Source organism: Ramlibacter montanisoli (assembly GCF_013087525.1).
Lineage (GTDB): Bacteria > Pseudomonadota > Gammaproteobacteria > Burkholderiales > Burkholderiaceae_C > Ramlibacter > Ramlibacter montanisoli.
Genome location: NZ_JABFCS010000001.1, coordinates 3,394,810 through 3,413,885, shown reverse-complemented (window position 1 = coordinate 3,413,885; position 19,076 = coordinate 3,394,810). Strand labels below are relative to the sequence as shown.

Sequence of the window (19,076 nt, the reverse complement as noted above, 5' to 3'; positions counted from 1 at the left end):
TATAGCGAACCTGGAAATCCCTCAGCGTCCGCGCCCCTCCCCCTTGGCAAGCTCTTCGGTCACCAGCCGCACGACCAGCCGGTCGAGGGTGTCCACCGAGTAGTTCCGCACGTCGTGCACCGTTTCGCGGCCCGGGCCGCTGCCGGGCCGCTCGGCCTGGGCGTAGGTGAGGAACACGAACTTGCCGCCCGTGTACTGCGCCATCTGCCGCTGGATGAACTCGCCCTGCCGGTCCAGGCCGCTGGCGCCCACGCCGAAGATCTTGATGCCCTTGCCCAGGGCCGCCAGCATGTCCTCGTCGTAGTGCGGCGCGCCGTAATCCAGGTGCGGCGGCGCGTCGGCCAGCAGGATCACCATGCGGGTGGTGCCGCTGCCGCGCCAGCTGAGCTGGTGCACGGTCTCGTGCAGCGCCTCGTTCATGGCTTCCGCGTAGTCGCCGCCGCCGCCGGCCCGCAGCGGATAGAGCGCATGCTGCAGGAAGCCCGCCACGTCGTTGCTGAAGTCGTGGCTGCGCAGCAGGAAGGCGTCGCCGCGATCGCGGTAGGCCACCAGCCCCAGGCAGATGTCGGGGCGGCTGGGCAGGCCGGCCACTTCGGCGGTGATGGTGCGCAGGGTCGCCTTCAGCTTGTCGATCTCGTCGGCCATGGAGCCGGTGGCATCGATCAGGAAGACCAGGTCCAGGCGCGCGCGGGCCGGCGCCGGTGCCGTGTCGAGCATCACTTCCACCGCGCTCTTCTGGCCGCGCGCCAGCCGGCCCCAGGCCTGGCGGCCGTCCTTGCGCACCACCACGTCGTAGCGGCCGGAGCCGCTGGCGTCGAAGGCATCGGGGTGCAGCCAGGCGCGGCCGCCGGTGTCCGTGCGCGCCCACATCGCGTAGCCGGTGGGCGCTTCGACTGCGACTTCGGCATCGCCCACGGGGCGGCCCCGCGCGTCCCTCACTTCCAGCAGGTAGCGCTCGCGCACGTCGCGCGGGCGGTGCGGCACCTGCGTGCGCTCGCGAAAGGCCAGGTAGGAAGTGAAGTCGGCGTTGTCGTCCACCACGCCGGCCGTCACCGGTTCGTGCGAGGGCCGCGGCCCGGGATGGCGCTGGGGCGCGGCCTCCAGCTGCGCATGCGGCGCGGCGGGGGCGGGCATGGGCGCGGCCATGGCGGGCGGCGGGGGCAGGGCGCGCGCCGTGCCGGCCGAGGGCGCCGCGTCGCGCAGGCGCTCCTCGGCGCGGGCACTGCGCTCGGGTGCCGCGCGGGCCAGGTCGTCATGGCGGCCGCGGCGGGCCTGGCCGTCGGCTTCGGACCCGCCCGGCACCTCGCGCGTGCCCACGGGGCGTGCGCAGTGCGTGGCCGAGGGCGCCTGGAAGTTGGGATAGCTGCGCGCCTGCGGGACCGGGGGCAGGTCGGGCCTGGGTTCCGGCCAGACCGCCTGGGCACTGGCGGCGGACGATGCGAGCAGCCACTGCGCGCACACGAGGGCGACGATGCTGCGGGACGGGCGACGGTGTGTCATGGACCACTCCAGGTTGTTGGTCCTCCTTCCACGGCGCAGCGGCACGCGCGGGGTGAAACTTCTTCACCCGGTTTAACCCCGAAGCACGCGGTCCCCGTACAACGTGATGTGAGAATCTGCCCATGCCCCCGCCCAACGCGACCTGCCGGACGAGGACCTGATGCTGGCCTACGCGCGCGGCGACGCCGCGGCCTTCGACCTGCTGTACGCGCGGCACGAGGCCGGCCTGTACCGCTTCGTGCGCCGCCTGCTGGGCGCGCCGCTGGCCGCGCAGGCCGACGAGGTGTTCCAGGAAGCCTGGCTGCGCATCGTGGCGCACCGTGCGCGCTTCGCGCCGCGCGCCGCCAGCTGGAAGACCTGGGCCTTCACGATCGCGCACAACCTGGCCATGGACCGCCTGCGGGTGTCGGGCCGCGAAGTGGCGCTGGAACAGGAGGACGGCGACGACCCGCTGGACTGGCTGGTGGCGCACCAGCACGATGCCGCGCCCTCCAGCGAGGACCAGGCCTTCTGGCGTGCGGCCGGCGCGCAGCTGCTGCACTGCCTGGAAGACCTGCCGCCGCCGCAGCGCGCCGCCTTCCTGCTGCACCATGAGGACGGGGCGAGCGTGGAAGACCTCGCGCAGCGGCTGGCGTTGCCCTTCGAGACCGCCAAGAGCCGGCTGCGCTACGCGCTCAAGAAGCTGCGCGGCTGCATGGGTGCCTACCTCGCGCCGCTGGAGGCCGCGCGATGACCGAGCTGCGCGACGCGCGCCTGCGCAAGGCCATGGACGAAGCGCCGGATGCCACGCTGCAGCCGCAGCAGCGCACGCGCGAGGCCATCCGCGCGGCGGCGCACCGCGCGCTGCAGCCGGCCTGGCGCCGCTGGTGGACGCGATCCGGCGGCGGCGCCATGCCGTGGACGGCGGCACTGGCCACGATCGCACTGGCGACCCTGGTCACGGTGATGTGGGGAGGACGCGAGCTGCCGGGCGCGCGCACGGAGGCCGATGTGGTGGCGACCGCGCCCGCGCCTGCCGCAGGGCCGGTGCCGGCTCCGGGCCCGGTGCCCGCCGCCGGTCCGGTGCCGCAGGAGCTGCCCGCTCCGGCCGCCGCGTCCGCACCGGCGCCGCTGCCGGTGCCCGCGACGCGCGCGGAGCGGCCGGAATCGTCCCAGCGGGAACAGCGGGCACGGGCAGTGCCCGCTGCACCCGCGCCTGCAGCACCGGCACCGGTGCTTCCGGATGCTGCCGGCAGCAGCGACGTGCTTGCGCGCACGGCGCCGGCGGCAGAGGAAGCGCGCGCCGCCGCGGCCGCACCGCCACCGCCTCCCAGCGTGGCCGCCGCAGCGCCGACGCCACCGATGGCCGCGCCGGTCCCCGCTCCGGCCGCGCAGAGGCAGGCCGCACCGGCCGCACCCACCGCGGCGCTGCGCGCCTCGCCCGCATCGCTGCCCTGGACGCAGGTGCGCATCGAGTCGGGCGGACGCTCGGTGGTGATCCCGCGCACGCAGGCGGGCGAGCTGCCCGCGCTGGTGATGTCCATGCTGGCCTCGCCCTCGGAGGAGCCGACCACCTCGGCGTCGCCCACGCTGCGGCTCGAGCTCGCGCAGGGCGACGAGGCGGCGGGCGTGCTGGAACTGGTGGGAGACCACTGGCGCTGGACGCGCCTGCGCGATGCACGGCAGACGCGCGTGCTGCGCCCCGAGCCGGGCGTCGCGGCGGCCCTGCGCACGGAGGCGGAGCGCCTGCTGCGGCGCTGAGCCGTGACCTACTGGTGCTTGAACTGCGCCTTGCGCTTGTTGACGAAGGCGTCCATGCCTTCCTTCTGGTCCTGCGTGGCGAACAGCGCGTGGAACAGCCGGCGCTCGAACATCACGCCGTCGGCCAGCCCGCTTTCGAAGGCGCGGTTGACCGATTCCTTGGCTGCGAGCACCGCCAGCTGCGAGTAGTCGCAGATGGCCAGCGCCGCACCCAGCGTCTCGGCCATCAGCTTGTCCAGCGGCACGATGCGGCTCACCAGGCCGGCGCGCTCGGCTTCCGCCGCATCCATCATGCGGCCGGTGAGCGCCATGTCCATCGCCTTGGCCTTGCCCACCGCGCGCGGCAGGCGCTGCGTGCCGCCGGCGCCGGGGATGATGCCCAGCTTGATCTCGGGCTGGCCGAACTTCGCGTTGTCGGCGGCGATGATGAAGTCGCACATCATCGCCAGCTCGCAGCCGCCGCCCAGCGCGAAGCCGCTCACGGCGGCGATCACCGGCTTGCGCACCGTGCGGATGGTTTCCCAGTTGCGCGTGATGTAGTCGCCCTTGTAGACGTCGGCGAAGGTGTAGCTCGCCATCGCGCCGATGTCGGCGCCGGCCGCGAAGGCCTTTTCGCTGCCGGTGAGGATCATGCAGCCGATGGCTTCGTCGGCGTCGAAGGCCTTCATCGCCTGGCCCAGCTCGTCCATCAGCTGGTTGTTCAGGGCATTGAGCTGCTTGGGCCGGTTCAGCGTGATCACGCCGACCTTGCCCGCTTCGGTGCGCACTTCGATCAGTTCGTAAGCCATGGTGTCCTCCTGGTTCGCGGCAACTATAACCAAGGGAAACCATGCGGCCGGCGCGGCGGCGGCGGGTGCTAGATTCGCCGTCCAAGGAGACATGAAGATGAGCGAAGCCACCGTCCTGTACGAGGCCCGTGGAAGCGTCGGCCTGGTCACGCTGAACCGGCCGCAGGCCCTCAACAGCTTCACGCGGCAGATGCACAAGGAGCTGTGGACCATCCTCGATCGCATCAACGGCGACCGGGCGATCCGCGTGGCGGTGCTCACCGGCGCGGGCCGCGGCTTCTGCGCCGGAGCGGACCTGGCGGAATTCGACTTCGAGCCGGGCCCGGACCTCGTCAAGCGCGCCGACCCCGGGCCGGTGATCGAGCAGGCCTTCAATCCCTCCATCCGCAAGCTGATGGACCTGCGCGTGCCCACGGTCGCCGCGGTCAACGGCGTCGCGGCGGGAGCGGGCGCTTCGTTCGCGATGGCCTGCGACCTCGCCGTCGCGGCGTCGAGCGCGTCCTTCATCCAGGCCTTCAGCAAGATCGGGCTGATCCCCGATGCCGGCGGGTCCTGGTTCCTGGTCAAGAAGCTGGGGCTGGCGCGCGCCATGGGCTGCGCGATGCTGGGCGACAAGCTCAGCGCCAAGGATGCGAAGGAGTGGGGAATGATCTGGGACGTCGCGCCGGAAGGGCAGGACTGCCTGGAGGCGGCGCTCAAGCTCGCGGAGCGCCTGTCCACCCTGCCGACCACGGCGCTGGTGCAGACGCGCAAGCTGCTGCGCGCCGCCGCCTCCAGCGACCTGGACCGCCAGCTCGATCTCGAGCGCGACACGCAGTCGGCCCTGGGCAAGACCCACGACTACATCGAGGGCGTGATGGCCTTCCGCGAGAAGCGTCCCGCGAACTTCACCGGCGAATGAACCACAACAAGCTTTCCCCCGCCGAACTCGCCGCCAGGGTGGGCCAGGCGATGTACGCGGTCGATGCCGCCTGCAAGGACTTCCTGCAGATCGAACTCGTTTGCTGCGAGCCCGGGCGGGCGGTGATGCGCATGAAGGTGCGCGAGCCCATGCTCAATGGCCACAGGATCTGCCATGGCGGCCTGATCTTCACGCTCGCCGACTCCACCTTCGCCTACGCCTGCAACAGCCAAAACAAGGTCACCGTCGCGGCGGGCTGCAGCATCGAGTTCCTCAAGCCCGCGCACCTGGACGACGTGCTCACCTGCGAAGGCGTGGAACAGGTGCTGCAGGGGCGGCACGGCATCTACGACATGAAGGTCAGCAACCAGAAGGGCGAGGTGGTCGCGATGTTCCGCGGCAAGAGCGCCAGCATCCAGGGCACGGTCATCCCCCAAGAAGCATGAAAGGCCTTCCCGCTCGAACCCATCGAAAAGGCCAGCGTCGACGAGCTGCGCGCGCTGCAGCTGAAACGCCTGCAGGCGACGCTGCAGCACGCCTACGCCAACTCCCCGGCCTACCGCCGCAAGTTCGACGCGGCCGGCGTGCATCCGGCGGACTGCCGCAGCCTGGCGGACCTGCGCAAGTTCCCCTTCACCAGCAAGGCGGACCTGCGCGACGCCTATCCCTTCGGCATGCTGGCCGTGCCGCGCGAGCGCTGTGTGCGCATCCACGCCTCCAGCGGCACCACCGGCAAGCCCACGGTCGTCGGCTACACGAAGAACGACATCGAGACCTGGTCGCACGTGATGGCGCGCAGCATCCGCGCCTCCGGCGCCAGGCCGGGCGACATGGTGCACGTGAGCTACGGCTACGGCCTGTTCACCGGCGGCCTGGGCGCGCACTACGGCGCCGAGCGCCTGGGGCTCACCGTGGTGCCCTTCGGCGGCGGCCAGACCGAGCGCCAGGTGCAACTGCTCCACGACTTCCGCCCCGACCTCATCATGGTGACGCCCAGCTACATGCTGGCGATCGCCGACGAATTCGAGCGGCAGGGACTGGATCCGCGCGAGTGCAGCCTGCGCATCGGCATCTTCGGCGCCGAGCCCTGGACCAACGACATGCGCGCCAAGATCGAGCAGCGCCTCGGGCTGGAGGCGGTCGACATCTACGGCCTGTCGGAGGTCATGGGCCCGGGCGTCGCCAACGAGTGCATCGAGACCAAGGACGGCCCGACCATCTGGGAGGACCATTTCTATCCCGAGATCGTCGACCCCGAGACCGGCGAGCCGGTGCCCGAGGGCGAGTTCGGCGAACTGGTGTTCACCAGCCTGAGCAAGGAGGCGCTGCCCATCGTTCGCTACCGCACGCGCGACCTCACGCGCCTGCTGCCCGGCACGGCACGCACCATGCGCCGCATGCAGAAGATCACCGGCCGCAGCGACGACATGATGATCGTGCGCGGCGTCAACGTGTTCCCCACGCAGATCGAGGAGCTAATCCTCAAGCAGCCCGGGCTGGCGCCGCACTACCAGTGCATCCTCACGCGCGAGGGCCCGCTGGACACGCTGACGGTGGCGGTGGAAGTGGCGGCCGGCGTGGCGCCGGAAGGCAGCGAGGCGCAGTCGGCGGCCGACACGCTCGCGCACCACATCAAGTCCTTCATCGGCACCAGCGCCCGCATCGAGCTGCGGCCGGCGGGCGGGATCGAGCGCAGCCTGGGGAAGGCGAAGCGGGTGGTGGACCAGCGGCAGCTCTGACGGCCTAGCGCTGCTCGATGTGGTCCACCAGCAGGTCGAGGTGGGCCTCGCTCCCCATCAGCACCTTGATGCGCACCGGCAGGTACTGCAGGCTGGGCGCGAACCACATTTCCGCGGTGTAGTTGCCGCGCGGGTTGGCGATCGGCCGCGGCTTCAGGTGGAAGGCCTCGACCACGCCGAGCCTGGGCGTGGCCAGCATCTCGCGCGCGACGATGTCGTAGGTCCACTGGTCCACGGCGCCCGGGCGCGCCAGCCACACGCTCACCGTGCGTCCCACCTCCAGCACGTCCTTGCCGGTGGCAAAGCGGTGCGAGAGTTCCACGAACTGGCTCGCCGTGTCCTGCACCCCCGCCGGGCGCGGCAGCGTGCGGCCGTTCTCCAGCACCACCACCTCGTCGCCGATCTGCGCGAAGCGGCGCTTGCCCGGACGCATCTCCTCGTAGGCGCGCGGCAGCAGGCCCTCGGGCGTGACCTCGCCCTGGCTGGTGAGCGTCTGCGTGCCGAAGACCTGGATCTTCACGTCCAGCCGCACCTGGTACTTCGAGCCATCGCGCTGCCACTGCACGCGTGCGTCGCCGTACAGCGGGCCGTTGCGGAACTCGCCGCTCAGGCGGTAGCTGAGCCGGGTGTCGGTGGGCCAGCGGGCCAGCAGCGCGGCCTCGGCATCCGGCTCGGCGACCGCGGACGAAGCCGCCGATGCCGGCGCCGAGGCCGCGGCGGCCGCCGCGGCCGCCAGTGCCTCCTCGCGCGCGAGCTGCTCGGCGCGCGCCGCTTCCTCCGCCGCCTGCACCGCTTCGGCCGCCAGTTGCCCTTCTTCCGCCTTTCGGCGCTCGGCTTCCTCGGCATCCTTCTTGCGCCGCAGCTCCTCGGCGGACGACGCAGGCGGCTTCGGCCGCGGTGCCACGCGCGCCTTCGGCACGGCGGCCGGGGATGCGGCCACGGGGACGATCACCGGCGGCGTGGCGGGCTGCAGCAGCCGCGTGTACATGGGCGGGACCATCACCGCCATGCCGGAGATCGCGTCGGCCTGGCGGCCGATCCACTCCAGCGCCACGAAATGCCCGGCCGCCACCAGGACGGCCAGCGCGGCGAGCTTCAGTTTTGCGGGCCGAACCACGTCTGCGCCCTCGCCGCGTCGCGCAGGACCAGCCGCCACGTCGTCACGCCGGGCGGGATGGAAAGATCGAGCCGCAGCAGGCGGCGGTCGCGCGCGACGATCGCCGTCACCTTGCGGTGGTTGCCGGCGTACAGCATCAGGTCGTCGAGCTTGGCCAGGCGCCACGCGCTGCCCGCGACCTCCACGCCGACCCATTCGTCGTTCGCCGCCAGGCCTGCCTGTTCGGCGGCGCCGCCGCGCAGCACGTTCTTCAGCACCACGCCCGGCCCGTCCGCGACGCGGATGCCCAGGCGCTGCTGCAGCTGCGCCGGCTCCTCCATCACGTTCACGCCCTGCTGCTCCAGCAGGTCCTTGAGCGGCAGTTCGCGCGTGCCGTGCACCCAGGCGGCCAGCTCGCGCGTGAAGGCGCGGCCGCCCAGTTCCTTGAGCACCGCCGCGAAGTCGGCCTCCGCCATGGGGCCGCCCTTGCAGCGGGCCCACAGCGCGCGCATCACTTCGTCCAGCGTGCTGTGGCCTTCCAGCCGCAGCGTGAGGTCGAAGCACAGGGCGACCAGCGCGCCCTTGGTGTAGTAGCTGACCGTGGCGTTGGCCGTGTTCTCGTCCTGCCGGTAGTACTTCACCCAGGCGTCGAAGCTGGCCTGCGCGACCGACTGCACTTCGCGCCCCGGCGTCTGCAGCACCTGGTTGCAGGTCTTGGTCAGCAGCTTCAGGTAGGTGGCGTCGTCGATCAGGCCGGCGCGGCGCAGCAGCAGGTCGTCGTAGTAGCTGGTGAAGCCCTCGAAGAACCAGAGCAGGTGGCTGTAGTTCTCCTGCTTGTAGTCGTAGTGGGCGAACTCCGCCGGCCGCAGGCGCTTGACGTTCCAGGTGTGGAAGTACTCGTGGCTGATCAGGCCCATCAGCGTGACGTAGCCTTCGCTCATGCGCGCGTCGCCCAGGCGCGGCAGGTCGCGCCGCGAGGCGATCAGTGCCGTGGAGTTGCGGTGTTCCAGGCCGCCGTAGCCGTCGTCCACCACGTTGAGCATGAACAGGTAGCTCTTGAAGGGCGGGCGCTTGCGTTCGTGCCAGAAGCGGATCTGCGCCTCGCAGGTCTTCTGCATGTCGGCCACCAGGCGGTCGCCGTCGAAGGACGCGGCGGCGCCCGCCACCACCACGCGGTGCGGCACGCCGCCGGCGCGGAACTCCGCGCTCCAGAACGCGCCCAGCTCCACCGGGCAGTCCACCAGTTCGTCGTAGTCGGCCGCGAGGTAGGTGCCGAAGCCGCGCTTGCCGGTCTTGAGCGGCTCCAACCCGGTGGCCGCTTCCCAGTGCGGGAAGGCGCGCGGCGCGACCAGCTCCAGTTCGTGCGGCTCCTGCGCCTGGCCGTGCACGCGCAGGCACAGGCTGGTGCCGTTGAAGAAGCCGCGCTGCGAATCGAGCCAGGCGGTGCGCACCGAATTGTCGAAGGCATACACCTCGTAGGTCAGCACCAGCGGGCTGGAAGGCACGCAGTCGACCTGCCAGCTCGACTTGTCCAGCTGGTGCAGGGTGACCGGCCGGCCGTCCTGGCGAGCGCTGAGCTTCTGCAGGTGGCGCGCGAACTCGCGCACCAGGTAGCTAGCTGCCCGGGATCCACGCGGGCAGCGACACGCGCTGCCCGGCCTGGGGCTGCGGCACGGTCAGCGTGACGTGGAACAGGTGGGCGGCGGGATCCGCCGCTTCGACCCGGAAGTGCGGGCCGGCCGGGCGCGCCGCCGTCACTTGCCGCCGGCTGCCAGCAGCTTCTCGACGTCGGCCGCGCCGATGGCGCCGGGGACGCGCGACCCGTCGGCGAACACCAGCGTCGGCGTGCCCGTGATCTTGTGCTTGCGGCCGAATTCGATGTTGCGTGCCAGCGCGCTCACGTCGCAGCTGGCGTCGGCCTTGGCCGGCGGCTCGTTGCGCAGCATGTAGCCGGACCAGGCGGCCCCCTTGTCCTTGGAGCACCAGATGGCGCGCGACTTCTCGGTGGAGTCGGGCCCCAGGATCGGGTAGAGGAACATGTAGACCGTGACGTTGTCGATCTTCTGCAGGTCGCGCTCGAAGCGCTTGCAGTAGCCGCAGTTCGGGTCCTCGAACACCGCGAGCTTGCGCTTGCCGTTGCCGCGCACCACGACAAACGCATCCTTCACCGGCAGCTGGCTGAAGTCCAATGCCAGGATCTTCTCCATCCGCTCCTCGGTGAGGTTGCGGCGGGCCCGCGTGTCCATCATCTCGCCGTTGATGATGTAGTTGCCCTCGCCGTCCGTGTAGAACAGCTCGGTGCCGATGCGCACCTCGTAGATGCCCTGCATGGGCGTGCGGCTGATCTGGTCGATCGGCGGGAAGTTCGGCATGCGCGCCGGCAGGTTCTTGCGCAGCGCGGCGTCCACCGACGCGGGGACCTGCGCCGCCGCATTGGCCGCCGTGGGGGCCTTGCTGTCGCCGTCGGCGGCCCCGGCCGCGAGGCCCAGGCCGAGGAGGGCTGCAGCCAGCCCGGTGCGGATCGCTTTCGCGTTCATGTCTTTCCCGTTCTCATCAAGTTCCGTGCGTCGCCCATGGCCTGCCGCACCACCCAGCGCTTCACGGGGCCGCTGCGGTCGAAACCGCGCATGCCCCAGTTGCGCAACCAGGACCAGGGCTCCGCGGGCTGCGCGAACAGCTGCTGCAGCCCGTCGGTCGTCCAGGCCAGCGCCAGCACGTCCGCCTTGCGCGCCCGCTCGTAGCGGCGCAGCAGCTTCGTCGCCCAGGCTGCGCCAGTATTCCCGTTCGTGCAGCACCTGCGCCAGCGTCTCCGCGTCGGCCAGCCCGAGGTTCAGTCCCTGGCCCGCCAGCGGATGCACGTTGTGCGCCGCATCCCCCGCCAGCGTCCAGCCCCGCCCGCACCAGCGGTCGGCCATCGCCCGCTGCAGCGGCCAGGCCATGCGCTCCGTGGTGAGCGCCATGAAACCGAGCGCGCCGCCGGTGGCGGCCTGCAGCCGGCCCTGGAACTCCGCGGCCGGCATCTGCAGGAGCTCGTCCGCGCGGGGCTCCCTCACTGACCACACCAGGGCCACCGAGTTCCCCGCCGGCCCGCCCAGCGGCAGCAATCCCAGCACATTGCCGTCCTCGAACCACTGGCGGGCCACGCCGCCATGGGGTTTTTCACAGTCCAGGCGGGCGGCGATCGCGCGCTGCGGGTACGAGGTCACGGCGAAGTGAACGCCGAACTCCTCGCGCGTGCTGCTGGCGCGGCCCTCGCAGACCACGGTCAGGGCGGCCGGCTGCGGCGCCGTCACCACCTCGATGTGGGGCTGGAAGCGCACCGCCTCGGCCAGGCGGGCCAGCAGCGGCTCCACATCCACGATCCAGGCCAGCGCCGGCACGTTCTCGTCGCCGGCGGAAAACTGCACGCGCCCGCCTTCGTCGCCGCGCACGTCCATGCCGGTGACGGCGGTCGCATGCTGTTCGTCGGGCCAGGCGCGCAGCCGCAGCAGCAGCTCGCGCGAGGCGGCATTCAGGGCATAGGCGCGCACGTCGGGCTGGCGGGCGGCCGGCTGCGGCACGTCGACCAGGCCGACGCGCAGCCGGTCGCGCGCGAGCAGCAGGGCGAGCGTGCGCCCCACGATGCCCGCACCGCGGATACAGACGTCATAGGGTGCGGCCATGAGGGGATTGTAGGAGCCGGGCACAATCGGCGCCCATGCGCCCGCCGGGCCGCCCCAGGGGCGCATTCCGGAGGGCGCCAGCCCGAAGGATTCCTGAATGAGCCAGACCCCGAAGTGACCGCCCGTATCGCCCGCCTGTTCGTCTATCCGGTCAAGTCCTGCGCCGGCGTCGAGGTGCGGGAGGCCTTGCTGACGGAAACCGGGCTGGATCTCGACCGCGCCTGGATGGTCGTGGACCCGCAGGGCGAGTTCGTCAGCCAGCGGGAACTGCCCCGCATGGCCCTGGTGCGGCCGCAGATCAAGCTCAGCGAGGTGATCCTGCGCGCGCCCGGCATGCTCGCGCTGCACCTGTCCATGGACACCGTCGAGGAAGCCATGCGCGTGCGGGTCTGGGACGACGAAGTGCCGGCCTTCGACATGGGCGCGGTGGCCGCGCAGTGGTTCACCGATTTCCTCGGCCGGGCCGTTGCGGCTGGTGCGCTTCGACCCCGAGCACCGGCGGCCGTCGAACACGAAATGGACGCAGGGCGCCGAGGCGCTCAACCAGTTCAGCGACGGCTATCCTCTGCTGCTGGCCAGCACCGCGTCGCTGGACCTGCTGAACGAGAAGCTCGCCGCCAAGGGACTTCCGGCCGTGGGCATCGAGCGCTTCCGGCCCAACATCGTGCTGGAAGGGATCGAGGCGCACGACGAGGACCGGGTGGAGTGCTGCTGCGCATCGCGGCCGACGAGGGCGAAGTGCAGCTGCGGCCGGTGAAGCCCTGCCCGCGTTGCCCCATCCCGGACATCGACCCGGCCACGGCCGAGAGCGACCCGGCCGTCACCGATGCGCTGCAAGGCTATCGCCGCAGCGAGCTGCTGGGGGCGCCGTGGCCTTCGGCATGAACGCGATCGTGGTGGAGGGCTTCGACCGCACGCTGCGCGTGGGGCAGGCGGCCACCGGCAACTGGAAGTTCGACTAGTTCCTAACGGACCGCCGCGTACTGCGATTCGCGGGCGACGTCCGCCTCGCTCGCGAACATCGAGGAGTCGCCGGTGTCCGAGGAGGGCGGCTGGTCGGCCTCGATGAAGCGGATCGGCCGGCGCGTGCGCGGCGACATGCGGGCGAGCTGCGCGTCCAGCGCCTGCTCCAGCTCGTCGGCTTCCATCGGGCGCTCGCCCAGGAGCAGCGCGGCCACGTGGAACTGCAGGGTGACGTCGGGCTTCAGGCCGGGCAGCGGCATCAGGCCGGCGGCGATCAGCCGCGTGGCCCGCTCGTTGACCGACGAACGCGAGCTCGCGCCTTCCAGGATCACGCCGAAGCGCGCCTCGCCGACGCGGCTGACGGTGTCCACGTCGCGCAGCAGCCGGCGCAGCTTGATCACGCTGCGCAGCAGGCTCTGCTCGGCCACCGCGGTGCCGAAGTATTCGCGGATGCGGCCGTAGTTCACCAGGTCGATGAACATCACGGCGGCGTTCTCGCCGTCGCGCCGGTGGCGCGTGACCACCTGGCGCAGCCGGTCGCGGAACAGGTGCGGCGCCAGCAGGCCGGTGAGCGCGTCCTGCGTGGACAGCGCCTGCTCGCGCACTTCGGCGCTGTGCCGGTCGCGCGAGCGGATGAACAGCGCCACCAGCAGCAGCGGCACTTCGATGCCCATCGCGCCGACCACCGCGTACTGCGTCCCCGCCGTCACGGGCACCCAGCCGAACACGCGCAGCACGCTCAGGAGCACGGCCACGCCCATGGGCAGGTAGGCGGCGAACACCCACTTGGCCACGGCGTCGCCGCGCGCCCAGGCGGCGACCGACACCAGGATCGCGGTGAACGTGCCGACGACCACGCAGGCGCTGACCAGCACCGCGCTGACCGTCTTGGGCAGCATCGCGGGCAGCGGGGCCAGCAGCAGGCCGATCACGGCCAGCACAAGCAGCAGGCGGTCCGTGCGCGGGAAGCGCCGGCGCAGGCCGAGGATGTTGCGCACGAAGAGCATGGCCGCCGCGACGGCGGTGCACACCAGCACGGGCATCACCACGTCGCCCGTCAGGACCGATCCCGGCCACAGGAGGTGGGCCGCCACGCCGGTATAGGAAGACACGCCCAGCGCGGTGAGCGCCGCATAGGCCGCATACCAGGCGAACACCGGGTCGCGGTAGGCGAAGCCCTTGGCCATGCAGCCGACGATCAGCAGCAGCATGGCGCCGAAGGCGGCGCCGAGCAGCAGGTACTCAAGCTGCTGGTGGCGGCCGTGGGCGGCCGCGGTATCGAGCAGCAGCGGGAAATTCGCCGCGGTCGTGTGGCGGATGCGCACGTACACGTCCCGCACTTCGCCGGGCTGCAGGTCGATGCGGAAGAAGGGATAGCGGCCGGGCTCCGGCCAGCTGGCCACGGGGAGCGTGTCGCCGGCGCTCTCGGCGCGCCACCGCGCGCCGTCGAACTGGTAGACGGTGACCTGGTCCAGCACCGGCATCGGGAACTCGAGCACCCAGTCCTGCCGCTGCTCGCGGGGACGCTGCAGCCGCATGTGCATCCACAGGGCGCCGGTGGGGCCCAGGCGGTAGGTGGCATCGGCCTGCGCCGGCTCGAGGCGGGGGCCGGCGGGCCCGCTCACCTGTTCCAGGGTGGCGTCACCGCGCGGGTCGACCCACACGCGGGTGAACTCGCGTGCGTCGATGCGGCCGGGCTGGTCGCGCAGCAGCAGCGCCGGCGCCTGCGTGTTCGCTCCCGTTTGCGCCGCTGCCACGGGCGCGGAAGAGGCCGCTCCCAGCAGCACCAGGACCGCCAACAGCCGGGCCATGCCCCATGGCATACACTTTCCGGCTTGTTTTTCGGGAACTGACATGAGTTTGAAGTGCGGGATCGTGGGTCTGCCGAACGTCGGCAAGTCCACCTTGTTCAATGCCTTGACCAAGGCCGGGATCGCCGCCGAGAACTATCCGTTCTGCACGATCGAACCCAACGTCGGTGTGGTCGAACTTCCGGACCCCGGCTCACGGCGCTCGCTGACATCGTCAAGCCCGAGCGCATCGTGCCAGCCATCGTCGAGTTTGTCGATATCGCGGGGCTGGTGGCCGGCGCCAGCAAGGGAGAAGGCCTGGGCAACCAGTTCCTGGCCCACATCCGCGAGACCGACGCGGTGGTGAACGTGGTGCGCTGCTTCGAGGACGCCAACGTGGTCCACGTCGCCGGCCGCGTCGACCCGGTGTCCGACATCGAGGTGATCCAGACCGAGCTGTGCCTGGCCGACCTGGGCACCGTGGACAAGACCCTCTCGCGCTACAGCAAGGCCGCCAAGTCGGGCAACGACAAGGAGGCGGCCAGGATGGTGCAGCTGCTGCCGAAGGTGCAGGCGGCACTCAACGAGGGACGGCCGGTGCGCACGCTGCAGCTCACCGACGACGAAAAGGCGCTGCTCAAGCCGCTGTTCCTGATCACGGCCAAGCCCGCCATGTTCGTCGGCAACGTGGACGAGGGCGGCTTCGAGAACAACCCGCACCTGGACCGCCTGCGCGCCTTCGCCGCCAAGCAGGACGCGCCGGTGGTGGCGATCTGCGCCAAGATCGAATCCGAGATCGCCGACATGGGCGACGAAGACAAGGCCATGTTCCTGGCCGAGATCGGCCAGGACGAGCCGGGCCTCAACCGCCTGATCCGCGCGGCCTTCAAGCTGCTGGGCCTGCAGACCTACTTCACCGCCGGCGTGAAGGAAGTGCGCGCCTGGACCGTCGCCATCGGCGCCACCGCGCCGCAGGCCGCCGGCGTGATCCACACCGACTTCGAGCGCGGCTTCATCCGCGCGCAGACCATCGCCTTCGACGACTTCATCGCCTGCAAGGGCGAGCAGGGCGCCAAGGACGCGGGCAAGATGCGCAGCGAAGGCAAGGAGTACGTCGTCAAGGATGGCGACGTGATGAACTTCCTCTTCAACGTCTGAGGGCACGCGGATGCGGTGAAGAGTTCACTGCATCGCGCGCCCGCCGGTGCCACAGTCCGGTCGACCGCCCACGCGGCCCTGGAGCCCGGCATGAACCATTCCTCGCGCTTCCTGCTGCGCCTGCGCCGCCGCGCGTTGCAGTGCTACGACCTGCTGCTCTACGTGATGCTGCTGGCGCTGGCCATCGCCGCGGCCATGCCGGCGTCCTCGGGCGAGGCGCAGGACGACGCCGTTCACTGCGGGAAGAACCAGAGCAGCACCGTGGTCATCACGAAGTAGCGCAGGAACTTGCCGATCAACATGTAGCCCGTGCAGGGCCAGAAGGGCAGGCGCAGCCAGCCGGCCACCGCGCACAGCGGGTCGCCGATGATGGGCAGCCAGGCCAGCAGGCAGGCCTTGGGGCCCAGCTTCTCCAGGAAGTCGAGCGCCTTCATGTGGTGGCGCGACTTGTGGTACTTGTCCGCCACCTCGTGCGCGCCGTAGCCCAGCCACCAGTCCACCATGCCGCCCAGCGTGTTGCCGGCGGTGGCCACCAGCATCGCGCTCCAGAACAGGTCGGGGTTGAGCTTCAGCAGGCCGAACAGCGCCGGCTCCGAACCCACGGGCAGCAGCGTGGCCGAGACGAAGGCGGCGACGAACAGGGTGCTCAGGCCGTATTCGGGCAGCGCGAGCAGGGCAAGGGTGGATTGGAGCCAGGCCGGCATAGCGCGGGCATGTTACCCGGCCGTCCGATTTCAAGCGCTGAAATGGAGCGGGCCTACAATCGTGCCTCTTTTTCGGCAGATCCCGTTTTATTCCCTCCATGCACATCGGCCCGTACTTTTTCGCGAACCCCGTGTTCGTGGCGCCGATGGCCGGGGTGACCGACCGGCCTTTCCGCCAGCTGTGCCGCGCCTTCGGCGCCGGCTACGCGGTCAGCGAGATGGTGACTTCGCGGCGCGACCTGTGGAACACCCTGAAGACCTCGCGCCGCGCCAACCATGAAGGCGAGCCCGGCCCGGTGGCCGTGCAGATCGCCGGCACCGACGCGCAGATGATGGCCGAGGCCGCGGCCTACAACGTGGAGCGCGGCGCGCAGATCATCGACATCAACATGGGGTGCCCGGCCAAGAAGGTGTGCAACAAGTGGGCCGGCTCGGCGCTGATGCAGGACGAGCCGCTGGCCGTGGCCATCGCCGACGCGGTGGTGAAGGCCTGCGAGCCGCACGGCGTGCCGGTCACGCTCAAGATGCGCACCGGCTGGTCGGCGGCGCACCGCAACGCCGTGACGCTGGCGCGCGCCTTCGAGCAGCGCGGCGTGCGCATGCTCACCGTGCATGGCCGCACCCGCGAACAGGGCTACAAGGGCGAAGCGGAATACGAGACGATCGCCGCGGTGAAGGCCGCGGTGGGCATCCCGGTGGTGGCCAACGGCGACATCGCCTCGCCGGAGCGCGCGCGCGACGTGCTCGCCTGGACGGGGGCCGACGCGGTGATGGTCGGGCGCGCGGCGCAGGGCCGGCCCTGGATCTTCCGCGAGATCACGCACTTCCTGGCCACGGGCACGCACCTGGCGCCGCCGCTGGTGGTGGAAGTGCAGCGCGCGCTGGTGGCGCACCTGCAGGACCACTACGCGCTGTACGGCGAATTCACCGGCGTGCGCAGCGCGCGCAAGCACATCGGGTGGTATGTGCGGGACCTTCCGGAGGGGAAGCGTTCCGCATGGAGATGAACGCCATCGAGGACTGCGAGCAGCAGGTGGCGGCCGTCCAACGTTTCTTCGACGCGCTGGCCGCGCGGACGGACCGCATGCCGGTCGCTTCCGCGCGGGCGCGCCTCGAGGAGTCAGTCGAAAGCGACGCATGAGCAAAAAACATATCGAGGAATGCGTCCGTGCCAGCCTGGAAGGCTACTTCCGCGACCTGCGCGGGACGGAGCCGGACGGCATGTACGAGATGCTGGTCAAGGTGGTGGAGAAGCCGCTGCTGGAGATCGTGATGGCCAAGGCCGAGAACAACCAGTCGCGCGCGGCGGAATGGCTGGGACTGAACCGCAACACGCTGCGCAAGAAGCTGATCGAACACAAGTTGCTCAAGTAAATGAACGCTCTCATCTCGGTATCCGACAAGGCCGGCATCGTCGAACTGGCGCAGGCCCTGCACGCGCTCGGCGTGCGCCTGATCTCCACCGGCGGCACGGCCAAGCTGCTGGCCGACCACGGCCTGCACGCCACCGAAGTGGCGGAGCTCACCGGCTTCCCGGAGATGCTGGACGGCCGCGTGAAGACGCTGCACCCCAAGATCCACGGCGGCCTGCTGGCCCGGCGCGACCACCCGGACCACGTCGCCGCGCTGCACCGCCACGCGATCAGCACGATCGACATCCTGGTGGTGAACCTCTATCCCTTCGAGGCGACGGTGGCCAGGCCCGGCTGCACCCTGGAGGACGCGATCGAGAACATCGACATCGGCGGCCCGGCCATGGTGCGCAGCGGCGCCAAGAACTGGAAGGACGTCGCGGTGCTGACCGATGCGTCCCAGTACCAGGGCGTGATCGAGGAACTGAAGGCCAGCGGCAAGGTGTCGGACAAGACGAAATTCGCGCTGGCCGTCGCTGCCTTCAACCGCATCAGCAACTACGACGCCGCGATCAGCGACTACCTGTCCTCGCTCGGCGAGGACGGCACGCGCAGCATGTTCCCGGCGCAGGCCAACGGCCGCTTCGTGAAGCTTGGAGGACCTGCGCTATGGCGAGAACCCGCACCAGCAGGCCGCGTTCTACCGCGACCTCCATCCCGCGCCCGGTTCGCTGGCGGTGGCGCAGCAGGTGCAGGGCAAGGAGCTCTCGTACAACAACATCGCCGATGCCGACGCGGCCTGGGAATGCGTCAAGGGCTTCGACACGTCGGCCTGCGTGATCGTCAAGCACGCCAACCCGTGCGGCGTGGCGGTGGGCAAGGATCCGCTGGAGGCCTACTCCAAGGCCTTCCAGACCGACCCGACCTCCGCCTTCGGCGGCATCATCGCCTTCAACCGGCCCCTGGATGGCGCGGCGGCGCAGGCGGTGTCCAGGCAGTTCGTCGAGGTGCTGATGGCGCCCGAGTTCTCGCCCGAGGCGTTGCAGGTGTTCGCGGGCAAGGCCAACGTGCGCCTGCTGCAGATCGCGCTGCCGCCGGGCGGCGAGCGGCCCTGGGACAAGGGCCAGAACCTGATGGACATCAAGCGCGTCGGCTCGGGTCTCCTGATGCAGACGGCCGACAACCGCGAGCTCACGCTCGGCGAACTGAAGGTGGTGACGAAGAAGCAGCCCACGCAGCAGGAACTGCAGGACCTGCTGTTCGCGTGGAAGGTGGCGAAGTACGTGAAGTCCAACGCCATCGTCTTCTGCAAGGACGGCATGACCATGGGCGTGGGCGCCGGCCAGATGTCGCGCCTGGACTCCGCGCGCATCGCCAGCATCAAGGCGCAGCACGCCAAGCTCTCGCTGCAGGGCACGGCGGTGGCGAGCGACGCCTTCTTCCCGTTCCGCGACGGCCTCGACGTGGTGGTGGACGCGGGCGCGACCTGCGTGATCCAGCCGGGGGTCGATGCGCGACCAGGAAGTGATCGATGCCGCGAACGAGCGCGGCGTGGCGATGGTGTTCAGCGGGGTGCGGCACTTCCGGCACTGAGCCGGGAACGTCGGGGTTCGGCGCTGCGCGCGCTCACCCTGACCTACAGGGGGCCGCGTAGGTCGGGGTGAGCGCGAAGCCGAACCCCGA

General features: G+C 70.7%; 13 protein-coding genes and 6 pseudogenes. 11 read left to right on the top strand and 8 right to left on the bottom strand.

Features of this window, described 5'->3' with window-relative positions:
* Window positions 1-21: 21 nt before the first annotated feature.
* Entirely contained in the window at window positions 22-1,500 is a 1,479-nt protein-coding gene (locus HK415_RS16875; RefSeq protein ID WP_171561281.1) for a vWA domain-containing protein, read from the bottom strand.
* 160 nt (window positions 1,501-1,660) lie between these two features.
* On the opposite strand from HK415_RS16875, the gene HK415_RS16870 reads away from it, so the two are divergent.
* A complete protein-coding gene (locus tag HK415_RS16870) occupies window positions 1,661-2,233 on the top strand; it encodes a sigma-70 family RNA polymerase sigma factor (RefSeq protein ID WP_171561279.1) in 573 nt (190 codons plus the stop codon).
* Window positions 2,230-3,240, top strand: coding sequence for a hypothetical protein (locus tag HK415_RS16865; RefSeq protein ID WP_171561277.1), 1,011 nt, complete (start codon window positions 2,230-2,232; stop codon window positions 3,238-3,240). The genes HK415_RS16870 and HK415_RS16865 overlap by 4 nt, the downstream gene beginning before the upstream one ends.
* An 8-nt stretch (window positions 3,241-3,248) precedes the next feature.
* Here HK415_RS16865 and HK415_RS16860 read toward each other — a convergent pair whose 3' ends face one another.
* Window positions 3,249-4,028, bottom strand: coding sequence for an enoyl-CoA hydratase (locus tag HK415_RS16860; protein WP_171561274.1), 780 nt, complete (start codon window positions 4,026-4,028; stop codon window positions 3,249-3,251).
* 97 nt (window positions 4,029-4,125) lie between these two features.
* Between HK415_RS16860 and HK415_RS16855 the strand changes: the two genes are divergently transcribed.
* From HK415_RS16855 to paaK, 3 genes are read left to right on the top strand one after another with little or no spacing between them, the layout of a single operon-like run.
* Window positions 4,126-4,929, top strand: coding sequence for an enoyl-CoA hydratase-related protein (locus HK415_RS16855; RefSeq protein WP_171561272.1), 804 nt, complete (start codon window positions 4,126-4,128; stop codon window positions 4,927-4,929).
* Entirely contained in the window at window positions 4,926-5,375 is a 450-nt protein-coding gene (gene paaI, locus HK415_RS16850) for a hydroxyphenylacetyl-CoA thioesterase PaaI (RefSeq protein ID WP_171561270.1), read from the top strand. The genes HK415_RS16855 and paaI overlap by 4 nt, the downstream gene beginning before the upstream one ends.
* 21 nt (window positions 5,376-5,396) lie before the next feature.
* Entirely contained in the window at window positions 5,397-6,668 is a 1,272-nt protein-coding gene (paaK, locus tag HK415_RS16845; RefSeq protein ID WP_171563518.1) for a phenylacetate--CoA ligase PaaK, read from the top strand.
* 4 nt (window positions 6,669-6,672) lie between these two features.
* On the opposite strand, the gene HK415_RS16840 is transcribed toward paaK, so the two are convergent.
* The 4 genes and pseudogenes from HK415_RS16840 to HK415_RS16825 all read right to left on the bottom strand — a co-directional run bounded on the left by HK415_RS16840 (window position 6,673) and on the right by HK415_RS16825 (window position 11,426).
* On the bottom strand, window positions 6,673-7,785 hold the full coding sequence (locus tag HK415_RS16840) for a DUF3108 domain-containing protein (RefSeq protein ID WP_171561268.1): 1,113 nt from the start codon (window positions 7,783-7,785) through the stop codon (window positions 6,673-6,675).
* Window positions 7,764-9,522 (bottom strand): annotated as a pseudogene (locus HK415_RS16835) (M61 family metallopeptidase). The gene HK415_RS16840 and the pseudogene HK415_RS16835 overlap by 22 nt, the downstream one beginning before the upstream one ends.
* On the bottom strand, window positions 9,519-10,301 hold the full coding sequence (locus HK415_RS16830) for a DsbC family protein (protein WP_171561265.1): 783 nt from the start codon (window positions 10,299-10,301) through the stop codon (window positions 9,519-9,521). The pseudogene HK415_RS16835 and the gene HK415_RS16830 overlap by 4 nt, the downstream one beginning before the upstream one ends.
* Window positions 10,298-11,426: pseudogene (locus HK415_RS16825) on the bottom strand (FAD-dependent monooxygenase). Before HK415_RS16825 ends, HK415_RS16830 begins: the two are co-directional and overlap by 4 nt.
* Window positions 11,427-11,519: 93 nt before the next feature.
* On the opposite strand from HK415_RS16825, the pseudogene HK415_RS16820 reads away from it, so the two are divergent.
* Window positions 11,520-12,388: pseudogene (locus HK415_RS16820) on the top strand (MOSC domain-containing protein).
* A 3-nt stretch (window positions 12,389-12,391) separates the two neighbouring features.
* Here the strand turns inward: HK415_RS16820 and HK415_RS16815 are convergent.
* Window positions 12,392-14,200 (bottom strand): sensor domain-containing diguanylate cyclase, encoded by a 1,809-nt coding sequence (locus HK415_RS16815; protein WP_171561262.1) that lies wholly within the window; start codon window positions 14,198-14,200, stop codon window positions 12,392-12,394.
* A 43-nt stretch (window positions 14,201-14,243) separates the two neighbouring features.
* Here HK415_RS16815 and ychF point away from each other — a divergent pair.
* Both ychF and HK415_RS16805 read left to right on the top strand, forming a co-directional pair.
* Window positions 14,244-15,337: pseudogene (gene ychF, locus HK415_RS16810) on the top strand (redox-regulated ATPase YchF).
* A gap of 90 nt (window positions 15,338-15,427) precedes the next feature.
* Complete coding sequence (locus HK415_RS16805; protein WP_171561252.1) at window positions 15,428-15,616, top strand: hypothetical protein; 189 nt, start codon at window positions 15,428-15,430, stop codon at window positions 15,614-15,616.
* On the opposite strand, the gene HK415_RS16800 is transcribed toward HK415_RS16805, so the two are convergent.
* Complete coding sequence (locus HK415_RS16800) at window positions 15,571-16,041, bottom strand: YqaA family protein (protein WP_171561250.1); 471 nt, start codon at window positions 16,039-16,041, stop codon at window positions 15,571-15,573. The genes HK415_RS16805 and HK415_RS16800 overlap by 46 nt on opposite strands.
* 98 nt (window positions 16,042-16,139) lie before the next feature.
* Between HK415_RS16800 and dusB the strand changes: the two are divergent.
* The 3 genes and pseudogenes from dusB (at window position 16,140) to purH (ending at window position 18,986) form a co-directional block, all read left to right on the top strand.
* Window positions 16,140-17,182: pseudogene (gene dusB / locus HK415_RS16795) on the top strand (tRNA dihydrouridine synthase DusB).
* Window positions 17,179-17,415, top strand: coding sequence for a Fis family transcriptional regulator (locus HK415_RS16790; protein WP_171561248.1), 237 nt, complete (start codon window positions 17,179-17,181; stop codon window positions 17,413-17,415). The pseudogene dusB and the gene HK415_RS16790 overlap by 4 nt, the downstream one beginning before the upstream one ends.
* Window positions 17,416-18,986 (top strand): annotated as a pseudogene (gene purH / locus HK415_RS16785) (bifunctional phosphoribosylaminoimidazolecarboxamide formyltransferase/IMP cyclohydrolase). It abuts the gene before it with no gap.
* Window positions 18,987-19,076 lie beyond the last annotated feature (90 nt).